Origin of the sequence: Streptomyces albireticuli (assembly GCF_002192455.1) — a bacterium.
In the GTDB taxonomy this organism is placed as follows: Bacteria; Actinomycetota; Actinomycetes; order Streptomycetales; family Streptomycetaceae; genus Streptomyces; species Streptomyces albireticuli_B.
Window position 1 is genome coordinate 4,463,743 of sequence record NZ_CP021744.1, and the last position, 18,194, is coordinate 4,481,936.

Genomic DNA, 18,194 nt, shown 5'->3' on the forward strand with positions numbered 1-18,194 from the left:
TTCAGGGGGAGAGGGGCTGGTCATGACACAGCACGCCGAGCCGGACGCGACTCCGGCCGACGACGAGAAGGACGCCGCGCCCGAGGAGACCCCTCGGGCGCCGCGGCGCGTGGTGCACGCGGACGGCTTCGGGGCGGCCTTCTGCGCGTCCATGGCCGCCCTGTGCGCCGAGGCGGTCATCGGCGGGACGGGCGCCCTCCTGGTGATGCTCTCGCGCGAGCACGACAGCCTGCCGGGCAACCTCATCATGATCGTCGGGGTGGTCGTCGGCGTCGCGCTTCTCGCAGTACTTGTCAGTGGTTTCGTCACGGCCGTCGCGGTGATGCCCGCTCTGGCCCTCGCCCGCCGGGCCGCGCGGCGTGCCGGACGGGCCGAGCGCGGGTGGTGGACCCTGGCCGCGGTGCCGGTGGTGGCCGCCGCGGCGGTGGTGGTGTTCGGCGGTGTGGTCGCTCTCGGCAGCCTCGCCCTGTCCCCGCCCCTGACGTACCCGCTGTGGTGGGGCGCCCTTACGGCCGCACTGCTGCCTGCCTCCCTGGTCGCCGGAGCGGCGGGCCGCCGGGTCCGCGACGGCCGCCCCGTACGCATGGCCCGCAGGGTGGTGCGCGACGGACTGCTCGCCTGGCTCGCGGTCGGCGCGCTGGGCGCCGGGGCGTACGGCACCGGCCTGGTGAAGGTCTACGAGCCGCCCCGGCTGGAGAGGGAGGACCTCGCGGGCGTCTGGAGCGACGGGCACGGCGGCAAGGTCGAGCTGACCTCCGACGGCGCCGCGGTCGCCAAGGGCCTCGACAACTACGTGTGGGACGGAACGGGCAACGCCAAGCCCAAGGAGTGCGACGGCTCCGGCAAGTGGGCGCCGATCAAGCGGGACGGCAAGGTCGAGGGCGTGTCCCTGACCATCGCCGGCTGCGAGCTCGCCCGGAACTGGAACGTCGGCGGTACGGCGAAGGAGCCGCGGATCTTCCACGAGGTCGGCAAGCCCGGCTCCGGGAAGCGCTACGTGCTCGTGAAGGGCTCCGAGCGCGAGGAGTAGGGGGGCGGGCCACCGGGGAGCGGGTGGCCCCTCAGGGCGGGCCTCGGTGCGGGGCCGTCAGGGCCGGGCACCCTCGGAGCCGGGCAGCCCCTCAGGGGCGAGCGCCCCGAACGCGCCCCGGTGGAAGAGCAGCGGTCGCGCCGCGGCCTCGTCCGCCCCCAGTGCCTCGACCCGCCCGACGACGATGAGGTGGTCCCCGCCCGTGTGCACGGCGTGGACCGCGCAGTCGACCCAGGCGGGCACCCCGGTGAGCAGGGGTGAGCCGGTGACGGGCGCGGGCGCGTACGGCACGCCCGCGAACTTGTCCGCCGTCCGCGCGCCGCTGACCGCGAAGGCGCGGCACAGCGCCTCCTGGCCGACGGCGAGCACATTGACGCAGAAGACCCCGGCGCGGGCGATGCGCGGCCAGCTGGTGGACGTCCGGGCCACCATGAAGACGACCAGCGGCGGGTCGAGGGAGAGCGCGGCGAAGGACTGGCAGGCGAAACCGGCGGGCGGCTCCGGGGCTCCGGGCAGGTCCGTGCCGGGGGCCGTGACGACGGTGACGCCGCTGGCGAAGTGCCCGAGCACGCGCCGGAAGTCCTCCGGGGCCGGTGGGGGCCGCTCGTCCGTCCGGAGCGCCCGGACCACCCGGGCCGGTCCCGGCCCGTGGCGGGGTGCCGCGGCGGTCGGCGCGCCGGACGACCGCAGATAGCGCACGGCGACGGCCGCCATCCCCGCGTGTCCCATCATGCCTCCATTGAATCTGACGAACCGTCAATTCGGAAGGTGCGGCACAGGAAGGTGTGGGATGGAGCGCGTGGGACGGAAGGCGCCGGGCGAGGGGGTGCGGGACGAAAGGCGCGGGTCAGGAAGGCGCTGGCGACGGTGCATCGATTCAGCGCCCGCGGTACGTCGGGGTGCGGCGCTCCACGAAGCTCGCCACGCCCTCCCGTGCGTCCTCCGTCGTCATATTGATCTCCTGCGCGGCCGCCTCGGCGGCGAAGGCGGCCGCACGGTCCATCTCAAGCGAGGTGTTGACCAGCTGTTTCGTCAGGGCGAACGCCCGGGTCGGGCCGGCCGCGAGGCGGTCGGACCAGGAGCGGGCCGCGCCCGCCAGCTCCGCCTCCGGCACCACGCGGTTCACCAGCCCCAGCCGCTCCGCCTCGGCGGCCGTGAGCGCGTCCCCGAAGAACATCAGCTCCTTCGCCCGGCGCGGCCCGACCAGCCGGGGCAGGAGGTAGGTGCCTCCGCCGTCGGGGACCAGCCCCCGGCGGGCGAACACCTCGACGAACGTGGCGTGTTCGGTCGCGATGACGAGATCGCAGGCGAGGGCCAGATGGGCGCCGAGTCCCGCCGCGGTGCCGTTCACGGCGGCGATCACGGGCTTCTCGCAGTCCAGGACCGCGCCGATCAGGCGCTGGGCGCCGCGCCGGATCACCCGGGCCACATCGCCCGCGGCGCGCTCGGCGGGCGGGCCGGGACGGTGCGCGGCCGCCACGCGCAGATCGGCCCCGGCGCAGAACGCCCGGCCCGTGGCCGTGAGGACCACGGCTCGCACGGCCGGGTCGGCGGAGTCCTCAAGTAGCCGTGAAATCAGGCGTTCCCGCTGGTCAGGGGTGAGGGCGTTGCTCGCCCGGGGCCGGTTGAGAGTGATCCACGAGACGCCGTTGTCAGTGGTGTGGAGTATCACTGAGTCATCGGGCCCCACGGGCTCGACGGGCCGCGCCGCGTCCTCGGGACCGGTGGGGCCGACGGGGTTCGCACGGGGGGATACGGGCATGGGGGAGCTCCTGGTTCTACGGGCCGTAGCGGTGCCACGGGGCGTCGCGCGCGGTTCAGCGGCAGTAGGCCAAGGCGTCCAGGGCCACCGCGCCCTGGCCGCGCGGCAGCACCACGAGAGGGTTGATGTCCAGCTCGGCGAGGTCGCCGGCCAGCTCCAGCGACATCCGCTGGACGCGCAGGACGGTCTCGACGAGCGCGTCCACATCGGCCGGGGGCGCGCCCCGCACACCGTCGAGCAGGGCGCGCCCGCGCAGCTCGGTGAGCATCGTGCGCGCGTGGTCCTCGCCGAACGGCGGGACGCCCACGGCGGTGTCGCGCAGCACCTCCACCAGCGCCCCGCCCAGGCCCACCGTCACGGTGGGACCGAAGAGCGGGTCGGGGGAGACCCCGACGACCATCTCCACCCCCCGCCCGACGAGCTGGCAGACCAGCACGCCGTCCAGGGGCAGCCCCTCGTAGCGCGCGATGTCGGTGAGCTCGCGATAGGCGTCCCGGACCTGGCTGGCCGAGGTCAGCCCGACCTTGACCAGCCCGAGCTCGGTCTTGTGGGCCAGCCGGGGGCCGGACGCCTTCATGACGACGGGGTAGCCGACCAGTCCCGCCGCGCGTACGGCCGCGGCGGCGCTGGTCACCAGCTGCTCCCGGGGCACGCGGATGCCGTAGGCGCGCAGCAGCTGCTTGGCCGCGTGCTCGCTCAGCTGCTCGCCTGGGCGTATCAGCTCCTGGGCCTTGCGCGCGGAGGGGGAGAGGACGCGCGGCGCCTCGTCGAAGGGGGAGCGGTAGCCGGCGGTGAAGCGGTGGTGGCGGAGATAGGCGCTCACGGCGGTCACACAGTTGGAGAAGGTCCGGAAGGTGGCCACGCGCGAGGAGCCGAGGAGGGTGGTGCGATAGGCGTCCTCCGTGCCGACGGGCGATCCCCACACCACGCAGACCAGCTTGTCCGTCTCCTCCGCGGCGGCCACGAGGTCGCGCACGAGCCGGTCGCTCATGGGCGGGAAGGGGCCGGTGACCGGGCAGACGAGTACGCCGACGGCGGGGTCGGCGAGCAGGGCGTCGATGATCCTTCGCCCGCGCTCGTCGCCGACGGGGTGCCCACCGCTGTCGACGGGGTTCTCGACGCTCAGGTCCTCCGGTATCCACTGGTGCAGCTCGTGCTGCTTGGCGGCGGAGAGGGTGGGGAGGGGAAGGCCGGCCGCCGCGGCCAGGTCCGCGAAGTGGGCCCCCGTGCCACCGGAGATCGAATAGACGGCGACGCCGTCGGCCCGTGGCGGCCGGGCGCGGGCGAGCAGGGCCGCGGTGTCCTGGAGCTCGTCCAGCCCGTCCACCCGGATCACGCCGAACTGCCGCATGGCCGCGTCCACGACCTCGTCCGCGCCGGTGAGCTTGCCGGTGTGGGAGGCGGCCGTGCGGGCGCCGGCCTCGGTCCGGCCGACCTTGACGGCGACGACCGGCACCTTGTGCCGTGCCGCGCGGTCCGCGGCGAGCAGGAAGGAGCGGCCGTCCTTGAGCCCTTCCACATACGCGGCGATGGCGCCGACCTCGGGGCGCGTGGCGAAGTAGGAGAGGAAGTCCGCGCACTCCAGGTCCGCCTCGTTGCCCGTCGGCGCCCAGTGGGAGAGCCGGATGCCCAGCTCCTGGAGGGCGAAGACGGGCCGGCCCTGGTGGCCTGACTGGGTGATCAGCGCGATGGCCGGTCCTTCGAGGTCGTCACGGAAGCGTTCGAAGGCGTTGAGGTTGGTGTTCGGTCCGAGGAGCCGGACCCCGGCCGCGCGGGCCGCGGCGGCGAGCCGGTCCTGGGCGGCGGCCCCCTCCGGGCCCGTCTCCGCGAACCCGGAGGCGAAGGCGACGGCGAACGCCGCCTTGGAGCCGCCGAGTTCGGCCATGACAGGCAGGGGGTCGCCCACGAGGAGGACGGCGAGGTCGACCCGCTCGGGGAGATCCGCGACGGAAGGATGGCAAGGGAGGCCGAAGACGGTCCTCCGGGTGGGGTGGACGGGGTGGAGGCGGGCGCCGACCCGCTCGCACCAGGCGAGGAGCTGACGGGTGATGCCGGTGTTGGGACGGCCCTCGGCGTCCGAGGCGCCGATGACGGCGACGGTCTCGGGGCGGAAGAGCCGGTCGAGGTCGGGGACGTCCGAGTGCAGCGGGCGGCCGCTGACGTCGACGTCGGCGATGTCGGTGGCCAGGCCGTGGACGGCGGGGCCCGGACGCTCGCCGCAGGCCACCACGCGGGCCGGACGGGAGGTGGTGGTGAGGGTGCCGTGAGTCGATCCAAGCATCGTTCTCGTCCACTCCTGCTCAATGGCCGATACGCTGACGTATAGTCAGGCTACCGATCTGACGTCACGTCAGGAATGGTGCGGGCTCAGGGCGGTGGCGTGAATCGGCTGGTTCCATGCCCCGTCCCGAGTGGCCCTGGACGGACGGGAGTCGGATGCCCCGACGGTGCTGGGAGGCTGCCGCCATGACCGTGTCCGCCCGCTTCGACGTGCCCGGGGTCGACGACTTCACCCGCCCTTACTGGGACGCCGCCGCCCAGGGGCGGCTCCTGCTGCGCCGGTGCCGGGATGAGAGGTGCGGTGCGGTCCACCACTATCCGCGCGAGTTCTGTCCGCGCTGCTGGGGCGAGGACGTCGTCTGGACCGAGGCGAGCGGCCGGGCCACGCTCTACACCTGGTCGGTCGTCCACATGAACGACCTGCCGCCCTTCGGCGCGCGCCTGCCCTATGTCGCCGCCGTCGTGGACCTCGAGGAGGGGCCGCGCATGATGACCGAGATCGTGGACTGCCCGGAGAGCGCCCTGCGGGTAGGGATGGAGCTGCGGGTCCGCTTCCGGCCGATACCCGAAACGTCGTTGAGAGCACCGGTGTTCGGTCCGGAGTGAGCCGGGTTCCTGGCCCCGCCCGGCGCTCAGTCGCGGCCCAGCACCAGCGTCCCCGAGGAGCAGAACCAGCCGCCCGTACCCGACGCGAGCGCGAGCCGTGGCGGCCCGCCGTCGCGGCCCCGCACCTGCCGGCCCTCCTCCGCCTCGCCCCGCAGCTGCCGCACGGCCTCGACCAGCAGGAAGAGGCCGCGCATGCCGGGATGGCAAGCCGACAGCCCGCCACCGTCCGTGTTCACGGGCAGCTCTCCGCCGATCGTCAGCCTGCCGTCCGCCACGAACGCGCCGCCCTCGCCCTTCGCGCAGAATCCGAGGTCCTCCAGCGCCACCAGGGGCATGTACGTGAAGGCGTCGTACAGCTCCGCCACCTCGATGTCCTGGGGCGTGACGCCCGCGCGGCGAAAGGCCCGGGCCCCCGAGACCGCGGCGGGGGAGACCGTGAAGTCCTCCCACTCCGACATCGTCGCGTGCGAGACGGCGGTGCCGGAGCCCAGCACCCATACGGGTGGTTTCACCGCGTCCGCCACGTACTCCTCCCCGGCCAGCAGCACGGCACAGCCGCCGTCGGAGCGTACGCAGCAGTGGAGCTTGGTGAACGGGTCGGCGATCACCGGCCCGCCGAGGACGTCGTCGACCGTGATCGGGGCGCGGTACATGGCGTGCGGGTTGTGCAGGGCGTTGGCGCGGGTCTGGACGGCGATGTCGGCGAACTGCTCCAGCGTCGTCCCGTACTGGTGCATGTGGCGGCGTGCGGCCATGGCGTACTTGGCGACGAGGGTGTGACCGTAAGGCGCCTCGAATTGCGCGGGGCCGTGCGCGCCCAGGGAGAGGGTGGCGGTGCGGCGCCCGGCCTTGAGGTCGGCGCGGGCGGTGGAGCCGTAGACGAGGAGGACGGCGTTCGCGTGGCGCGCGGCGATGGCGTCGGCCGCGTGGGCGGCCATGACCTCCCAGGTGGAGCCGCCGACCGTGGTGGAGTCGACCCAGGTGGGCCGCAGGCCCAGGTAGTCGGCGATCTCGATGGGGGCGAGGGTGCCGACCCCGGCGGAGGCGAGGCCGTCGACGAGGCCCTTGCCGAGGCCGGAGTCGGCGAGGGCGCGCCGGGCGGCCTGCGCGTGCAGGGCGAAGGAGGTGGCGTGGTCGATCCTTCCGCAGTCCGAGAGGGCGACGCCGACGACGGCCACCTTGCGGGTGCTGCCTGGACTCATGAATCTGACGGTACATCAGCTCAGGGCTGTGAAAGTGGCGTCGGCGAACTTAATATGACGATCCGTCAGCATGGGAGGTCTGTCGTGGACGCCGCACCCAGCGAGGAACAGGAGAGGATCCGCCGCACCCTGCGCGACGTGCTGCGCGAACGCTGCGGCCCGGGCGAGGTCAGGGCCGCGGTCCGCACGGAGGCCGGCTACGACGAGGAGCTGTGGGGCCTGCTCGCCGGCCGGGTCGGGCTGGCGGGACTGGCCGTTCCGGCCCGCTACGGCGGTGCCGGCTGCGGCCCCACGGAACTGGCGCTGGCCTGCGAGGAGACCGGCCGGGTGCTGCTGCCGTCCCCGCTGCTGGGCACCGCCGGGCTGGTGGCGCCCCTGATCGCCGCGCTGGGTACGGAGGCGCAGCGCGCCGAGCTGCTGCCGGGAATCTCCTCCGGCGAGCTGACGTGCGCCTTCGCGGTGCCTGGCGGGGCGTTGCCGGCCGCGCTCGGGCTGACGGCGCCCAACGACGGGGAATGGTCCGGAGGCGGCCGCGCCGGTGGCGTGCAGGCCCGGCCCGGCCCGGACGGGCAGGCCCCGGACGGGTCCGGCTGGCGGCTCTACGGGGAGGCCTCCCAGGTGCTCGGCGGGCACAGCGCGGACCTGCTGCTGGTGGCGGCCCGCACCGGGGGCTACGTCCGGGGCCGGACGCTGCTGTTCGTCCTGCGCCCCGCCGGAGCGCGCGGCGTGACCCGCACCCGGCAGACCGCCCTGGACGAGACGCGCCCGCAGGCCCGCGTCGAGCTGCGGGACGCGGAGGCCGCCCTCCTGGGCGACGCGGGGGCCGAGGTGCCGGGCGAGCTGGCACGGCTGGGCCGGTCCGTGGCCGCCGTCCTCGCCGCGGAGGCGGTCGGCGCGGCGGACCGGGCCCTGGAGCGGACGGTCGGCCACGCCCGCTCCCGGGTGCAGTTCGGCAGGCCGATCGGGTCCTTCCAGGCGGTCAAGCACAGGCTGGCCGATCTGTACGTGGCGGTGCAGGCGGCGCGTTCGGCCGCGTACTACGCGGCGTGGGCCGCCGGCGGAGGCGCCGCGGACGACGGGCCGGTCGGCGGGCTCGCGCTCGCGCAGGCCCTGGAGGCGCTGCGCAAGGTCGCGGGGGAGGCCGTGCAACTGCACGGCGGCATAGGGGTGACGTGGGAGCACGAAGTGCAGCTGTACTTCAAACGGGCAGCGTCGGACGAGCTGTTGTTCGGTCCCGTCCACCGGCTGAGAGCCCGAGCGGCGGACGAGGCCGGGCTGTTTGCCGGCCGGGTGGCCAGGGAAGCGGTGGCCCTGTGACGACCGCTGTGGAGCGCATCGTGAGAAGAGTGTCCTCGACCCGTACGTTCGCGAGGGTCGCACCGCACTTCGTACCGGCACTCGACCGTGCCGTGCACAGACTGACGCACGGCAGGAGGCTGCTCAGCGGGAAACTGCTGCCGAGTCTTGTCCTTACGGCGAGAGGCGCGAAGAGCGGGCAGCTTCGTCGGACACCGCTCGCGTGCATGCGGGAGGGCGATCCGGCGAGCGCCTGGGTGGTGGTCGGCAGCAACTTCGGCAGGCCGGGGCACCCCGCCTGGACGGGGAATCTGCTGGCGCACCCGGATGTGGAGATCAGCTGGAAGGGACGGGACATCCCCGTCAGGGCGCGGCTGCTGCGAGGGGCGGAGCGGGACGCCGCCTGGGCGGCGGTGGTGAGGTTCTGGCCTCCGTACGCGCGCTATCAGGCGCGGGTGGAGCGGGAGATCCGGCTCTTCAGGCTGGTGCCGAGGGATTCGGAGGATCCGGGGGCCGCAGGGGCCACGGGGGCTTCGGGGGAGGGCCCTGATCGCTGAGCCCGGTCGCCGGGCGTGGATGTCACTGCGGCGGGCCGCTCCGGCCCGAGCCGGTGCGGCCCGCCGCTGCGATGACAGGACGTGCGAGGCGCCGAGGCGCTACCTGGTGGGCTTCTTGCCGGTGATGCCGAGGTGGACGAGGAGCGCGAGGTTCGGCTTCAGCTCGGCCTGCTTGACGCCCCAGCTCTGGAAGCCCTTCTGGTGCGAGGCCACCGCGGCGAGCATCGCGACGAGCGAGCCCGCGACGGCCGCGGGGTTGACGTCCTTGTCCACCTTGCCCTTGGTCTGGAGCTCCTTGACGGAGTCGGTGAGGGAGCTGGTGACGGCGTTGAGGATCTTCATGCGGATCTTGTAGAACCGCTTGTCGCCCTCGGCCGCCCCGAGGTCCACGACGCGCAGGATGGCGTCGTGCTTGCGCCAGAATCCGAGGAAGCCGTCGACCAGCTCCTCGGCCGCCTGCCAGCCGGACTTGCCGACCCAGGAACGTCCTGCGACGAGATCGGTCAGGCTTGCGCCTTCCTTCGCCATTTCCTCGGCGATCTCCAGCACCGCGCCCTCGACGTCGGGGAAGTACTGGTAGAAGGTGGCGGGGGAGGTGCCGGCCTTGCGCGCGACGTCGATGACCTTCACGTCGCGGTAGGGCGAGGAGCTGAGCATTTCGCTGAGGCAGTCGAGCAGCTTCTGCCGCGTCGCCTGGCCGCGTCGGCCGGCCACGCGGCCGTCGACGGTGCGTACTTGTCCTGTCATGCCGTCAGCTTACCGAGGGGTGATCGGAGCGCGATTCGGCCGCATGCAAATGGGGGCAGGGGGGTGGGGAGGGGTGAAAGGCCAGCTCAGGCGGCATATCGGGGTCCGCCCGGAGATCGAGGTGGATTGGCCCGTACCGGTGAATCGTCTTATCAACAGGCTGTGGACAACGCAGGTCGGGCGGACTCCCCACGGTTATCCACAGGCCCGGGCGAAAGGCTCGATACCCCGATAACGTGGCAGTCGGAACAGCGTGCGCGAGTCAGGGTGAAGCCCCCTGATGGTAACGGAGAGTCACGGAGCGGGAGGCGGGTCGGAGGCGGGAGCACAGTCGCGGGACAGGACGTTCCGCATGTGGTGGAGACACGGCGAAGCACGACCCGGGTTCGCAACCGCGGCCTTCGCCAGGAAGAATCAGCATGCGTACCCCGGAGATAATTCGCGGTGAGACGCTGCACGGGGCTGAATCCCTTCAAGCCCCCACGGGGAGGTGGCAGGCCAGTGGTGGAGCAGCTTACGCAGCACGACCCGAGACGGATCGGCCCGTTCGAGGTGCTCGGCCGACTCGGCGCCGGCGGCATGGGGCTGGTCTATCTCGCCCGCTCGGCATCCGGCCGACGGGTCGCGATCAAGACGGTGCGCACGGAGCTGGCGGAGGACCAGCTCTTCCGGGTCCGCTTCACCCGTGAGGTGGAGGCGGCCCGGGCGGTCAGCGGCTTCTACACCGCCGCCGTCGTCGACGCCGACCCGCGCGCGGCCGTGCCCTGGCTGGCCACCGCGTATGTCCCCGCGCCCTCGCTCGAGGAGATCGTCAACGAGTGCGGGCCCCTCCCGGCCCAGGCCGTGCGCTGGCTGGCCGCCGGTGTCGCCGAGGCCCTCCAGTCCATCCACGGCGCGGGCCTCGTGCACCGCGACCTCAAGCCGTCCAATGTGCTGGTCGTCGAGGACGGTCCCCGCGTCATCGACTTCGGCATCGCCTCGGGCGTCTCCAACACCCGGCTGACGATGACGAACGTCGCGGTCGGCACCCCGGCCTACATGTCCCCCGAGCAGGCGCGCGACTCCCGCAGCGTCACGGGCGCGAGCGACATCTTCTCGCTCGGTTCCACCCTGGTCTTCGCCGCGACCGGCCACGCCCCCTTCCACGGGGCGAACCCCGTGGAGACCGTCTTCATGCTGCTCAGGGAAGGTCCCGACCTCAGCGGGCTGCCGGACGAGCTGCGGCCGCTGATCGACTCCTGTATGCAGACGGCGGCGGAGCTCAGGCCGTCCCCCGCCGACCTCCAGGCGCAGCTGGCACCCCATCTCTTCGCCTCCGGCGGGGGCGACGACAGCGGCACGGCCTCCGCCTGGCTGCCGGACAACGCCACCACCCTCATCGAGCAGCGCCGGGCCGGGCAGCGGCCCGCCGCGGCCGGCGCCGGTGCCCGCGGCGGCCGGGCCCGGTCCGTGGCCCCGCCCCGCCCCGCGCAGCCGCCGACCCCGCCGCGCACCCCCGCCCCGGCCTACGAGCCCGCCGCCGACGCCCGCAGCGGCCCCGCGTGGGGCGACGGCGGCACCGGCCGCTCCGGTATGGCCGCCCGCGACCCGCGCGGTGGCCTGGGCGCGCCGCCCGCCGGTCCCGGCACGGGCCAGGCCGGCGGCCAGGGCCGGCACGCCGCCGCGCCCGTGCCCGCGCACGACGGGTCGGTGCGGCTGGCAGGCTCGCAGGTGCCGATCGGCCCCGGTCCGCGCGTCGCCGACGGCCGGGAGTCCCAGGCCCGCACGGGCACCGGGCCCGCCACCGGCTGGGTGCGGCCCCCGGCCGGCCTCCCGGCCACCGCCCCGGCCTCCGCGTCCGTGCCGGTCCAGACGCCCGCCCCGCAGGCGGACGGCGGCAACACCCAAGGTGAGCCGGGCCGTTGGCGCCCGTGGCGCTTCCGGATGTCCAACGACGTCTGGGGCACCCCGACCGTCGCCGGCGACCTGCTGTACGTCACCTCCTTCGAGGTCCACGCCCTCGATGTCGCCAGCGGGCGGCGGCAGTTCAAGACGCGGGACGTCGCCTGGGCGATGGCCGTGGCGGACGGCCGCATCCACGCCTCGGACGGCCCGACGCTCTACGCGCTGGACGCGGCCGACGGCGCCGAGCGGTGGCGGCTGGCCACGGACGGCTGGGTCTACTCCCTCCGCGCCGACCGCGGCACGGTCGTCACGGGCACGCGAGGCGGCGGCGTCCAGGCCTGGGAGGCGGCCAACGGCGAGCTGCTGTGGGAGATGGGCGGCCTCCAGACAGACTTCGAGACGCCCGACTGCGGCCCGTTCCTCCAGGACGGCACCGTCTATGTGTGGGCCGACGCCCGGCTGCGCGCCCTGGAGGCCCGCACGGGCGCCGAGCGCTGGTCGTACCCCGTGGGCGACACGGCGGCCTGCGGCGGCGTGCCGGTGCGGCTGCTGCCCGCTCCGGACGGCGCCGTCTACGTCGTGGCGGGCACCCGCGTCCTCGCCATCGACGTGGCGCGCGGAGACGTCCGCTGGCGGTTCGAGGCGCCGGCCGTCTTCCTGAGCCCGCCGGCGTTCGCGCCGGGCCCCGCCGTCACGGGCGGCGGTGTCTACGTGGCCGACTATCTGGGCACCGTCTACGCCCTGGACGCGGCGACCGGCCGCGACCGCTGGCGCATCGCCACGGAGCCCCGGCAGTCGACGGAGCCGGTGCTGGTCTCGGCCGGTTCGGTGCACCTGGGCAGCGGCGGCGCGCTCTACACCTTGGACGCGGTCACGGGCACCCCGAAGTGGCGTTTCGCGGCCGGCGGCGATGTGGTGGGCGCCCCCGTCGTGGCCGACGGCCGGGTCCACTTCGGCTCCGCCGACCACTGCCTCTACACGGTCGACGCGGCGGGCGGCCAGCTCCGCTGGAAGCTGGCCACCGGCGGCGAGATCACGGGCTCGCCCGTGGCGACGGGCGGCGTGGTCTACGCGTGCAGCAAGGACCGCTGCGTCTACGCCCTGGACGCGGCCAAGGGCACGGGCCTCACCCAGCGCCGCTGAGCCGGGGTCGCGGGGGTCGCGGCATGGCATCCGGGGCCCGACACCAGGTGGAAGGCCCAGGCCCCGGTGCCGGGCCGTCGGTATCCGTGTCCTGGCGTGGGCCTATCGCGTGCGATAGGCGCGGCTCCGGTTCGTGAACAGTTCCGTCTGCTGGGCCGGGGGGCGGTTGCCCAGGGAGATCAGGTGCGGGGCCAGGGCGAGGGCCCGGTCGCGGGTGGCCTCCTTGGCGGCCCAGAGGGCCCGGACCGTGCCCTGGACGGCTTCGGTGGGGAAGGACGCGAGGACCGCGGCCGCGCGGAGGGCGGCCGGGACGGCTTCTCCGGGAGGGGTGATCTCGGAGACCAGGCCGGTCTCGTAGGCGCGCCGGGCGGAGAGGCGCTCGGCCGTGCCCATGAGGGCCAGCCGGGCGGCTTCGCCGTACGGCATGCGGTGGGCCAGGTGGACGGCCTCGTAGGCGCTGACCATGCCGTAGGAGGTGTGGGGGTCGAAGAAGGTGGCGTTCTCGGCGGCCACGACGAACTCCGACTCGCCCAGGAGGTAGAACGCCCCGCCGCACGCCATCCCGCCGACCGCCGCGACGACCGGCTTCCAGAGGTCGGCGGCCTTGGGGCCGACGGTCAGGAGCGGGTCGTCGACCGAGTACGGGGAGGGCGGCTGCGGGACGTCGGCGGAGCGGTCGACGCCGGTGCAGAACGCCCGGTCACCGGCGCCGGTGAGGACGACGGCCCGGACGGCCTCGTCGTGGCGGAAGCCCCGCCAGATTTCCTTCAGTCGGGCGGCGGTGGCCAGGTCGATCGCGTTGTGGCGCTCGGGGCGGTCGAGGGTGACGAGGGCGACGCCGTCCTCGCCGGTCTCGGTACGGACCGTCGGCGCGGCGGCCGTCATGGCCGTTCCAATAGCCAGCACGGCACGGTGACGCCCTCGGCGAGCGCGTCGAAGGTCACGCGCACGGGCGCCCCGATCCGCAGCAGGGCGGGGTCCACGGAGTCGGCCGGGGCGCCCGGCGCGGCGACGACATTGCCGACGAGACGGATGCGGGGAGCGTCGGTGAGCTCCACGACCGCGACGTTGTACGGGGCCAGTTCGGCGTAGAAGGGCAGCAGCGGCGGGTGGGGCAGCACGTACGACCAGATGCGGCCACGGCCGGACATCCGGCGCCAGGCGGTGGCGAAGGACTGACAGCGCGGGCAGCACGGCCGGGGCGGGAAGCGCGGCTCGTGGCATTCGGCGCAGGTCTGGACGCGGAGTTCGCCGTGGGCGGCGAACTCCCAGAAGGGGGCGCCGTCGTCGTCCGGCTCGGGCAGCAGAGGACCCGGGCGGCGGTCGTCGGGGGCGTTGTCAGTGGTGCCCCTCATGATGGAGGACATGAAGACTCAACTCCTCAGCAGCAGCGCTGAAGTGGGGACTCCTTCGCCTGCCGTGACCAGACAGGTGGCGGCGCCGGGGACCTGCGCGGTGGAGGTGCCGCGGAGTTGCCGGACGCCCTCGTTGATGAGGTTGAAGCCATGGACGTAGGCCTCGCTGAGACCGCCGCCGGCCGTGTTGAGGGGGAGCCGGCCGCCGGTCTCCAGCGCGCCGCCCTCGGTGAAGGCCGCGCCCTCGCCGCGTCCGCAGAAGCCGTAGCCTTCGAGCGAGAGCGGGACGAGGGCGGTGAAGGCGTCGTAGATCTGCGCGACGTCGACGTCCTGCGGGCCGAGGTCGGAGCGCTTCCACAGGTGGCGGGCGGCAGTCCAGGCGGGGCCGGTCAGCGGGTCCTCGTTCCAGTAGTTGACCATGCCGTGGTGCTGGGCGGGCAGGCCCTGGGCGGCGGAGTGCACGTACACCGGCCGCCGGCGGCAGTCGCGGGCCCGCTCGGCGGAGACGACGACGCAGGCGAGGGCGCCGTCGGTCTCCAGGCAGTTGTCGAAGAGGCAGAGGGGTTCGCTGATCCACCGCGAGGTCATGTACATCTCGCGGGTCAGCGGGCGCTCGTACATGATCGCGGCCGGGTTCTGGTTGGCGCGGTTGCGGCAGGCGAGGGCGACGTTGAAGAGGTGGTCGCGCGTCGCGCCGTACTCGTGCATATAGCGGCGGGCGAGCATGGCGATCTCGTCGGCTGGGCGCAGCAGGCCGTAGGGGCGGGTCCACTGGGCGGGGGTGGGCAGCTGGGCCCGGGTGTCGCGCCAGGGGCGGGGGCCGGAGCCGCGCTTGCGGGAGCGCCAGGCCACGCCGACGTGCGCCTGCCCGGTGGCGACGGCCATCGCCAGGTGGGCCACGGTCGCGCAGGAGCCGCCACCGCCGTAGCCGGCCTTGGCGAAGAAGGTGACGTCACCGGCGCCGATGGCCTTGGCGACCTCCACCTCGTCGGTCTCCTCCATGGTGTAGGAGGCGAAGGCGTCGACCTGGGAGGGAGGGATGCCGGCGTCGTCGAGCGCTTCGAGGATCGCGTGGCAGGCCAAGGTCTTTTCCGATGAGGGGAGTTGCCGTGCGAAGGGGGTCTGTCCTATGCCGACGATCGCGGTCGCGTCCTTGAGTCTCGTCGCCATCGCCACCTCCGTGCTGTCGCTGCTGTCACTGCTGACAGCGCGGAAGGCTATCGCTAATCTGACGCAGAGTCAGCCAATGGCGGTGGGCCGGGAGGTCACGCGATGCGCGGCGATCTGGAATTCATGTCCGTACCCCGGCTGGTCCGCACGGCCGCCGCGCGGTACGCCGACCGTGAGGCCGTGGTCGAGGGCCGGACCCGGATCGGCTTCGCGCAGCTCGCCGGGCGCGTGGAGCAGGCCGCGGCCGGGTGCCTGGCCGCGGGTGTGGCGGCGGGCGACCGGGTGGCGGTCTGGGCCCCGAACACCCTCGACTGGGTCGTCGCTTCGCTGGGCGCCGTCTCGGCCGGCGCGGTCCTCGTCCCGGTCAACACCCGGCTCAAGGGCGCCGAGGTCGTCGAGGTGCTGGCGCGGACCCGCGCCCGGCTGCTCTTCGTCACCGGCACCTTCCTCGGCACGTCGTACGTCGCCGCCCTGCGGCGGGCGGCGGGGCGGGGGACCGGCCGGGGGCCCGGGGGCGGACCCGGGTCGGCGGCGGCGCCGGTGGCGGGGCCGCTGCCGGGGCTGCCGGACCTGCGCGAAGTCGTCGTCCTGGCCGATGACGCCCCGGCCGAGTTCCGCACCTGGAAGGAGTTCCTGGCGGCGGGGGAGTCACAGCCGGGCTGGGCCGTACGGGCGCGGGCCAACGCCGTCGGGCCCGACGCGCCCTCGGACATCATGTTCACCTCGGGCACCACGGGCGAGCCCAAGGGTGTCGTCGCCACCCACGCCCAGACGCTGCGCGCCTTCGGCGCCTGGTGCGACTTGGCCGGACTCCGGAGGGGGGACCGCTATCTGATCGTGAGCCCCTTCTCCCACACCTTCGGCTACAAGGCCGGTGTGCTGGCCTGCCTGATGCGGGGCGCGACCATGGTGCCGCAGTCCGTCTTCGCGGCGGACACCGTGCTGGCCAACGCCACGGCCGAGCGGATATCCGTGCTGCCGGGCCCGCCCACCCTGCTCCAGGCGCTGCTCGACCACCCCGGGCGGGCGGCGCACGACCTCTCACCGCTGCGGCTGGTGGTGACGGGCGCGGCCATGGTCGACGGGAAGCTGGTCGAGCGGCTGCGGGGTGAGCTCGGCGTGCCGACGGTCCTGACCGCGTACGGGATGAGCGAGGCCACCGGCGTGATCACGATGTGCAGGCGCGGGGACCCGCCGGAGGCGGTCGCGGCCTCCTCGGGCCGGGCCCTCCCGGACACCGAGGTCAAGGTGGTGGGCGCCGGCGGGGAGGCGCTTCCCCCCGGGGAGCCCGGCGAGGTCCTGGTGCGCGGCTTCCAGGTCATGGCCGGCTACTTCGAGGATCCGGAGGCCACGGCGCGGGCGGTGGACGCGGAGGGCTGGCTGCACACCGGGGACGTCGGGGTGCTGGACGCCGACGGCTACCTCCGGATCACCGACCGTGTCAAGGACATGTTTGTGGTCGGCGGGTTCAACGTCTACCCGGCGGAGGTCGAACGGCTGCTCGTCCGGCACCCGGGGATCGCCGAGGTGGCCGTCGTCGGCGTGCCGGACGGCCGGCTGGGTGAGGTGGGCAAGGCATTCGTGGTGCGGGGGCGTGACGCCCGGGCGCTGACCGCGGACACGGTGATCGGATGGGCCCGCCGGGAGATGGCGAACTACAAGGTGCCGCGCACGGTGGAGTTCGTGGCCGCGCTCCCGCGCAACGCGTCCGGGAAGGTGCTCAAGCGCGCCCTGCGGGAGGGCGGGGGCGGAGAGGAGCAGGGCGAAGGGCGCGGGGCGAAGGGCTAGGGGCGAAGGGCTAGGGGCGAGGGCGCGGACCACGCGTGGCTCGGTCGCGCCTGGTGAGGCCTTCGAGTTGCCCCGCTGGGCCGAGGCCTCGGCGCGAGGGATGCGGCACGGTGCGCGTGCCCGGTCCGGGGTGGTACCGGACAGGCGGTGGTGTCATGGCGCGTCACCGGCCGCACCCCCGCTGTGAGGCGTGGCTCGTCGCCGATGCCGGTCGTCGCGTGCCCCCCGGTGGGGCGCGGGGCTCGCCGGCCGCCGGCGGAGGCGGCCGCGGCATGGCGCTCGGCCTGGGGCCGGCCGACTCCGTGTCGGTGGATGCGGCCGGCGTACGGCCGCGGCGTCGGCGCTCGGCTGATCCGGGTGGATCGAGCGGGCCTCAGGGGTTAGCCGGCGTTCTCACCGGTGGGGTGGTCGTCCCGCCCGCCGTCGACCCGGTCCGTCGTGGCCCCGGTGGGGTGGTCGTCGTCGATGCCGGTGGGGTGGTCGTCGTGCGGGGCGCCGCTGCCGCCCCCGTGGCCCAGGAAGGTGGCGGCCGGGGGGAGGGTGGGGTGGTCGTCGGCGCTCACGGCGCTCGCGGGCACCGCGGTGGCGATCGCCGCAGCGGCGGCGAAGGTGGCTATGGCGAGCGCCCGCTTCGTGCGGGTGCGCGTGCTGTTCATTTCCAACTCCTTTGTTCGGGGGCGGTGTTGCGGTGGTGATGCCCGTGGACGCGAACGTAGCCTCAGAGGAAGACGGCGTCCGCGATGTGGGCCGGAAACAGATGAACCTTGGCCGGTTCGCCCGTGATCGACGGTGAATCGAGGCGGCTCGGCGGTGGTCCACCGGCTCCGGCCGCTGCGGCCTTGGCGATTTCCTGACGCCTTTCGACACATGACCGCAGGGGCCGGCGTCGACGGCTCCCCCTCCGCGCTGCCGACGCCGGCCCCTGTCAGTCCCCCGTTGGTCGGTCCCCCCGCTGGGACTTACCTGTTCAGTTGTCGTGCGGGGCGCCCGGCGGCTCCGGTTCGACTCCCCCGTTCGAGAACGTCAGTCGAACCCCGGCCGTCGAGCGCCCCTTTGGTGCTTCCCCCCTGCGGTGGATCCCCCTGTGTTTCCCCCGTGGCGGATCCTCCGTGGTACTTCCCCCGTCGCACTCCCCCGTCGTACTTCCCCCGTGGTAGCTCCCCCGTGCGACTTTCCCCCGTGCGACTTCCCCCGTTACGGGCCCCCACCTACAGGTCTCCCACTCGTGGGTCCCCCCCATTGCAGGTCTCCCCTTTGTGGGTCCCCCCCGATGTGGGTTCCCGCTGTGCGGCGGCACTTCCCCCGTCGTGCTCCCCCGTTGTCCGTGCCGCCGCTATGGAATTGTCGAACTCATTCCGTGGTGCGCTTTTCCTT

The 18,194-nt window shown here is 74.0% G+C and carries 15 protein-coding genes; 6 read left to right on the top strand and 9 right to left on the bottom strand.

From position 1 onward, the window contains the following. The first annotated feature begins 22 nt into the window (after positions 1-22). Entirely contained in the window at positions 23-1,030 is a 1,008-nt protein-coding gene (locus tag SMD11_RS19365) for a hypothetical protein (protein WP_087927640.1), read from the top strand. Positions 1,031-1,087: 57 nt separating this feature from the next. On the opposite strand, the gene SMD11_RS19370 is transcribed toward SMD11_RS19365, so the two are convergent. From SMD11_RS19370 to SMD11_RS19380, 3 genes are all read right to left on the bottom strand, one after another. Beyond that, positions 1,088-1,744, bottom strand: a complete 657-nt coding sequence (locus tag SMD11_RS19370) for a flavin reductase family protein (protein WP_087930604.1) — start codon at positions 1,742-1,744, stop codon at positions 1,088-1,090. 163 nt (positions 1,745-1,907) lie between these two features. Continuing rightward, positions 1,908-2,792 (bottom strand): enoyl-CoA hydratase/isomerase family protein, encoded by an 885-nt coding sequence (locus SMD11_RS19375; protein ID WP_087927641.1) that lies wholly within the window; start codon positions 2,790-2,792, stop codon positions 1,908-1,910. Positions 2,793-2,847: 55 nt separating this feature from the next. Next, a complete protein-coding gene (locus SMD11_RS19380) occupies positions 2,848-5,073 on the bottom strand; it encodes an acetate--CoA ligase family protein (protein ID WP_087927642.1) in 2,226 nt (741 codons plus the stop codon). A 185-nt stretch (positions 5,074-5,258) separates the two neighbouring features. Between SMD11_RS19380 and SMD11_RS19385 the strand changes: the two genes are divergently transcribed. Next, positions 5,259-5,678 carry a Zn-ribbon domain-containing OB-fold protein gene (locus SMD11_RS19385; protein ID WP_087927643.1) on the top strand — a complete coding sequence of 140 codons (420 nt, stop codon included), beginning with the start codon at positions 5,259-5,261 and terminating at the stop codon, positions 5,676-5,678. A 26-nt stretch (positions 5,679-5,704) separates the two neighbouring features. On the opposite strand, the gene SMD11_RS19390 is transcribed toward SMD11_RS19385, so the two are convergent. Continuing rightward, a complete protein-coding gene (locus tag SMD11_RS19390) occupies positions 5,705-6,880 on the bottom strand; it encodes a thiolase C-terminal domain-containing protein (protein ID WP_087927644.1) in 1,176 nt (391 codons plus the stop codon). An 84-nt stretch (positions 6,881-6,964) separates the two neighbouring features. On the opposite strand from SMD11_RS19390, the gene SMD11_RS19395 reads away from it, so the two are divergent. Then, complete coding sequence (locus SMD11_RS19395) at positions 6,965-8,197, top strand: acyl-CoA dehydrogenase family protein (protein ID WP_087927645.1); 1,233 nt, start codon at positions 6,965-6,967, stop codon at positions 8,195-8,197. Between the two features lie 29 nt (positions 8,198-8,226). After that, positions 8,227-8,733, top strand: coding sequence for a nitroreductase family deazaflavin-dependent oxidoreductase (locus SMD11_RS19400; RefSeq protein WP_418952458.1), 507 nt, complete (start codon positions 8,227-8,229; stop codon positions 8,731-8,733). 99 nt (positions 8,734-8,832) lie between these two features. Here SMD11_RS19400 and SMD11_RS19405 read toward each other — a convergent pair whose 3' ends face one another. Next, positions 8,833-9,480 carry a TetR family transcriptional regulator gene (locus tag SMD11_RS19405; protein WP_087927647.1) on the bottom strand — a complete coding sequence of 216 codons (648 nt, stop codon included), beginning with the start codon at positions 9,478-9,480 and terminating at the stop codon, positions 8,833-8,835. 501 nt (positions 9,481-9,981) lie between these two features. Here SMD11_RS19405 and SMD11_RS19410 point away from each other — a divergent pair. Continuing rightward, complete coding sequence (locus tag SMD11_RS19410; RefSeq protein WP_199843910.1) at positions 9,982-12,507, top strand: serine/threonine-protein kinase; 2,526 nt, start codon at positions 9,982-9,984, stop codon at positions 12,505-12,507. Positions 12,508-12,609: 102 nt separating this feature from the next. Here SMD11_RS19410 and SMD11_RS19415 read toward each other — a convergent pair whose 3' ends face one another. Genes SMD11_RS19415 through SMD11_RS19425 form a run of 3 tightly spaced genes read right to left on the bottom strand, consistent with a single transcriptional unit; the run spans position 12,610 to position 15,032 of the window. After that, on the bottom strand, positions 12,610-13,392 hold the full coding sequence (locus tag SMD11_RS19415) for an enoyl-CoA hydratase/isomerase family protein (protein WP_087927648.1): 783 nt from the start codon (positions 13,390-13,392) through the stop codon (positions 12,610-12,612). Beyond that, complete coding sequence (locus tag SMD11_RS19420; protein WP_087927649.1) at positions 13,389-13,874, bottom strand: Zn-ribbon domain-containing OB-fold protein; 486 nt, start codon at positions 13,872-13,874, stop codon at positions 13,389-13,391. The genes SMD11_RS19415 and SMD11_RS19420 overlap by 4 nt, the downstream gene beginning before the upstream one ends. A 6-nt stretch (positions 13,875-13,880) precedes the next feature. After that, entirely contained in the window at positions 13,881-15,032 is a 1,152-nt protein-coding gene (locus SMD11_RS19425; RefSeq protein WP_087927650.1) for a lipid-transfer protein, read from the bottom strand. A gap of 102 nt (positions 15,033-15,134) precedes the next feature. Between SMD11_RS19425 and SMD11_RS19430 the strand changes: the two genes are divergently transcribed. Continuing rightward, positions 15,135-16,820, top strand: a complete 1,686-nt coding sequence (locus tag SMD11_RS19430; RefSeq protein WP_087927651.1) for an AMP-binding protein — start codon at positions 15,135-15,137, stop codon at positions 16,818-16,820. Between the two features lie 380 nt (positions 16,821-17,200). On the opposite strand, the gene SMD11_RS19435 is transcribed toward SMD11_RS19430, so the two are convergent. After that, a complete protein-coding gene (locus SMD11_RS19435; protein WP_087927652.1) occupies positions 17,201-17,476 on the bottom strand; it encodes a hypothetical protein in 276 nt (91 codons plus the stop codon). Between the last annotated feature and the right edge of the window lie 718 nt (positions 17,477-18,194).

What these genes read in the sequence shown, in the direction of transcription:
- SMD11_RS19425 (WP_087927650.1), bottom strand. Translation starts at nt 15,032, where the DNA reads ATGGCGACGAGACTCAAGGACGCGACCGCGATCGTCGGCATAGGACAG.
- SMD11_RS19435 (WP_087927652.1), bottom strand. Translation starts at nt 17,476, where the DNA reads ATGAACAGCACGCGCACCCGCACGAAGCGGGCGCTCGCCATAGCCACC.
- SMD11_RS19375 (WP_087927641.1), bottom strand. Translation starts at nt 2,792, where the DNA reads ATGCCCGTATCCCCCCGTGCGAACCCCGTCGGCCCCACCGGTCCCGAG.
- SMD11_RS19380 (WP_087927642.1), bottom strand. Translation starts at nt 5,073, where the DNA reads ATGCTTGGATCGACTCACGGCACCCTCACCACCACCTCCCGTCCGGCC.
- SMD11_RS19405 (WP_087927647.1), bottom strand. Translation starts at nt 9,480, where the DNA reads ATGACAGGACAAGTACGCACCGTCGACGGCCGCGTGGCCGGCCGACGC.
- SMD11_RS19370 (WP_087930604.1), bottom strand. Translation starts at nt 1,744, where the DNA reads ATGGCGGCCGTCGCCGTGCGCTATCTGCGGTCGTCCGGCGCGCCGACC.
- SMD11_RS19390 (WP_087927644.1), bottom strand. Translation starts at nt 6,880, where the DNA reads ATGAGTCCAGGCAGCACCCGCAAGGTGGCCGTCGTCGGCGTCGCCCTC.
- SMD11_RS19365 (WP_087927640.1), top strand. Translation starts at nt 23, where the DNA reads ATGACACAGCACGCCGAGCCGGACGCGACTCCGGCCGACGACGAGAAG.
- SMD11_RS19385 (WP_087927643.1), top strand. Translation starts at nt 5,259, where the DNA reads ATGACCGTGTCCGCCCGCTTCGACGTGCCCGGGGTCGACGACTTCACC.
- SMD11_RS19430 (WP_087927651.1), top strand. Translation starts at nt 15,135, where the DNA reads ATGCGCGGCGATCTGGAATTCATGTCCGTACCCCGGCTGGTCCGCACG.
- SMD11_RS19420 (WP_087927649.1), bottom strand. Translation starts at nt 13,874, where the DNA reads ATGTCCTCCATCATGAGGGGCACCACTGACAACGCCCCCGACGACCGC.
- SMD11_RS19415 (WP_087927648.1), bottom strand. Translation starts at nt 13,392, where the DNA reads ATGACGGCCGCCGCGCCGACGGTCCGTACCGAGACCGGCGAGGACGGC.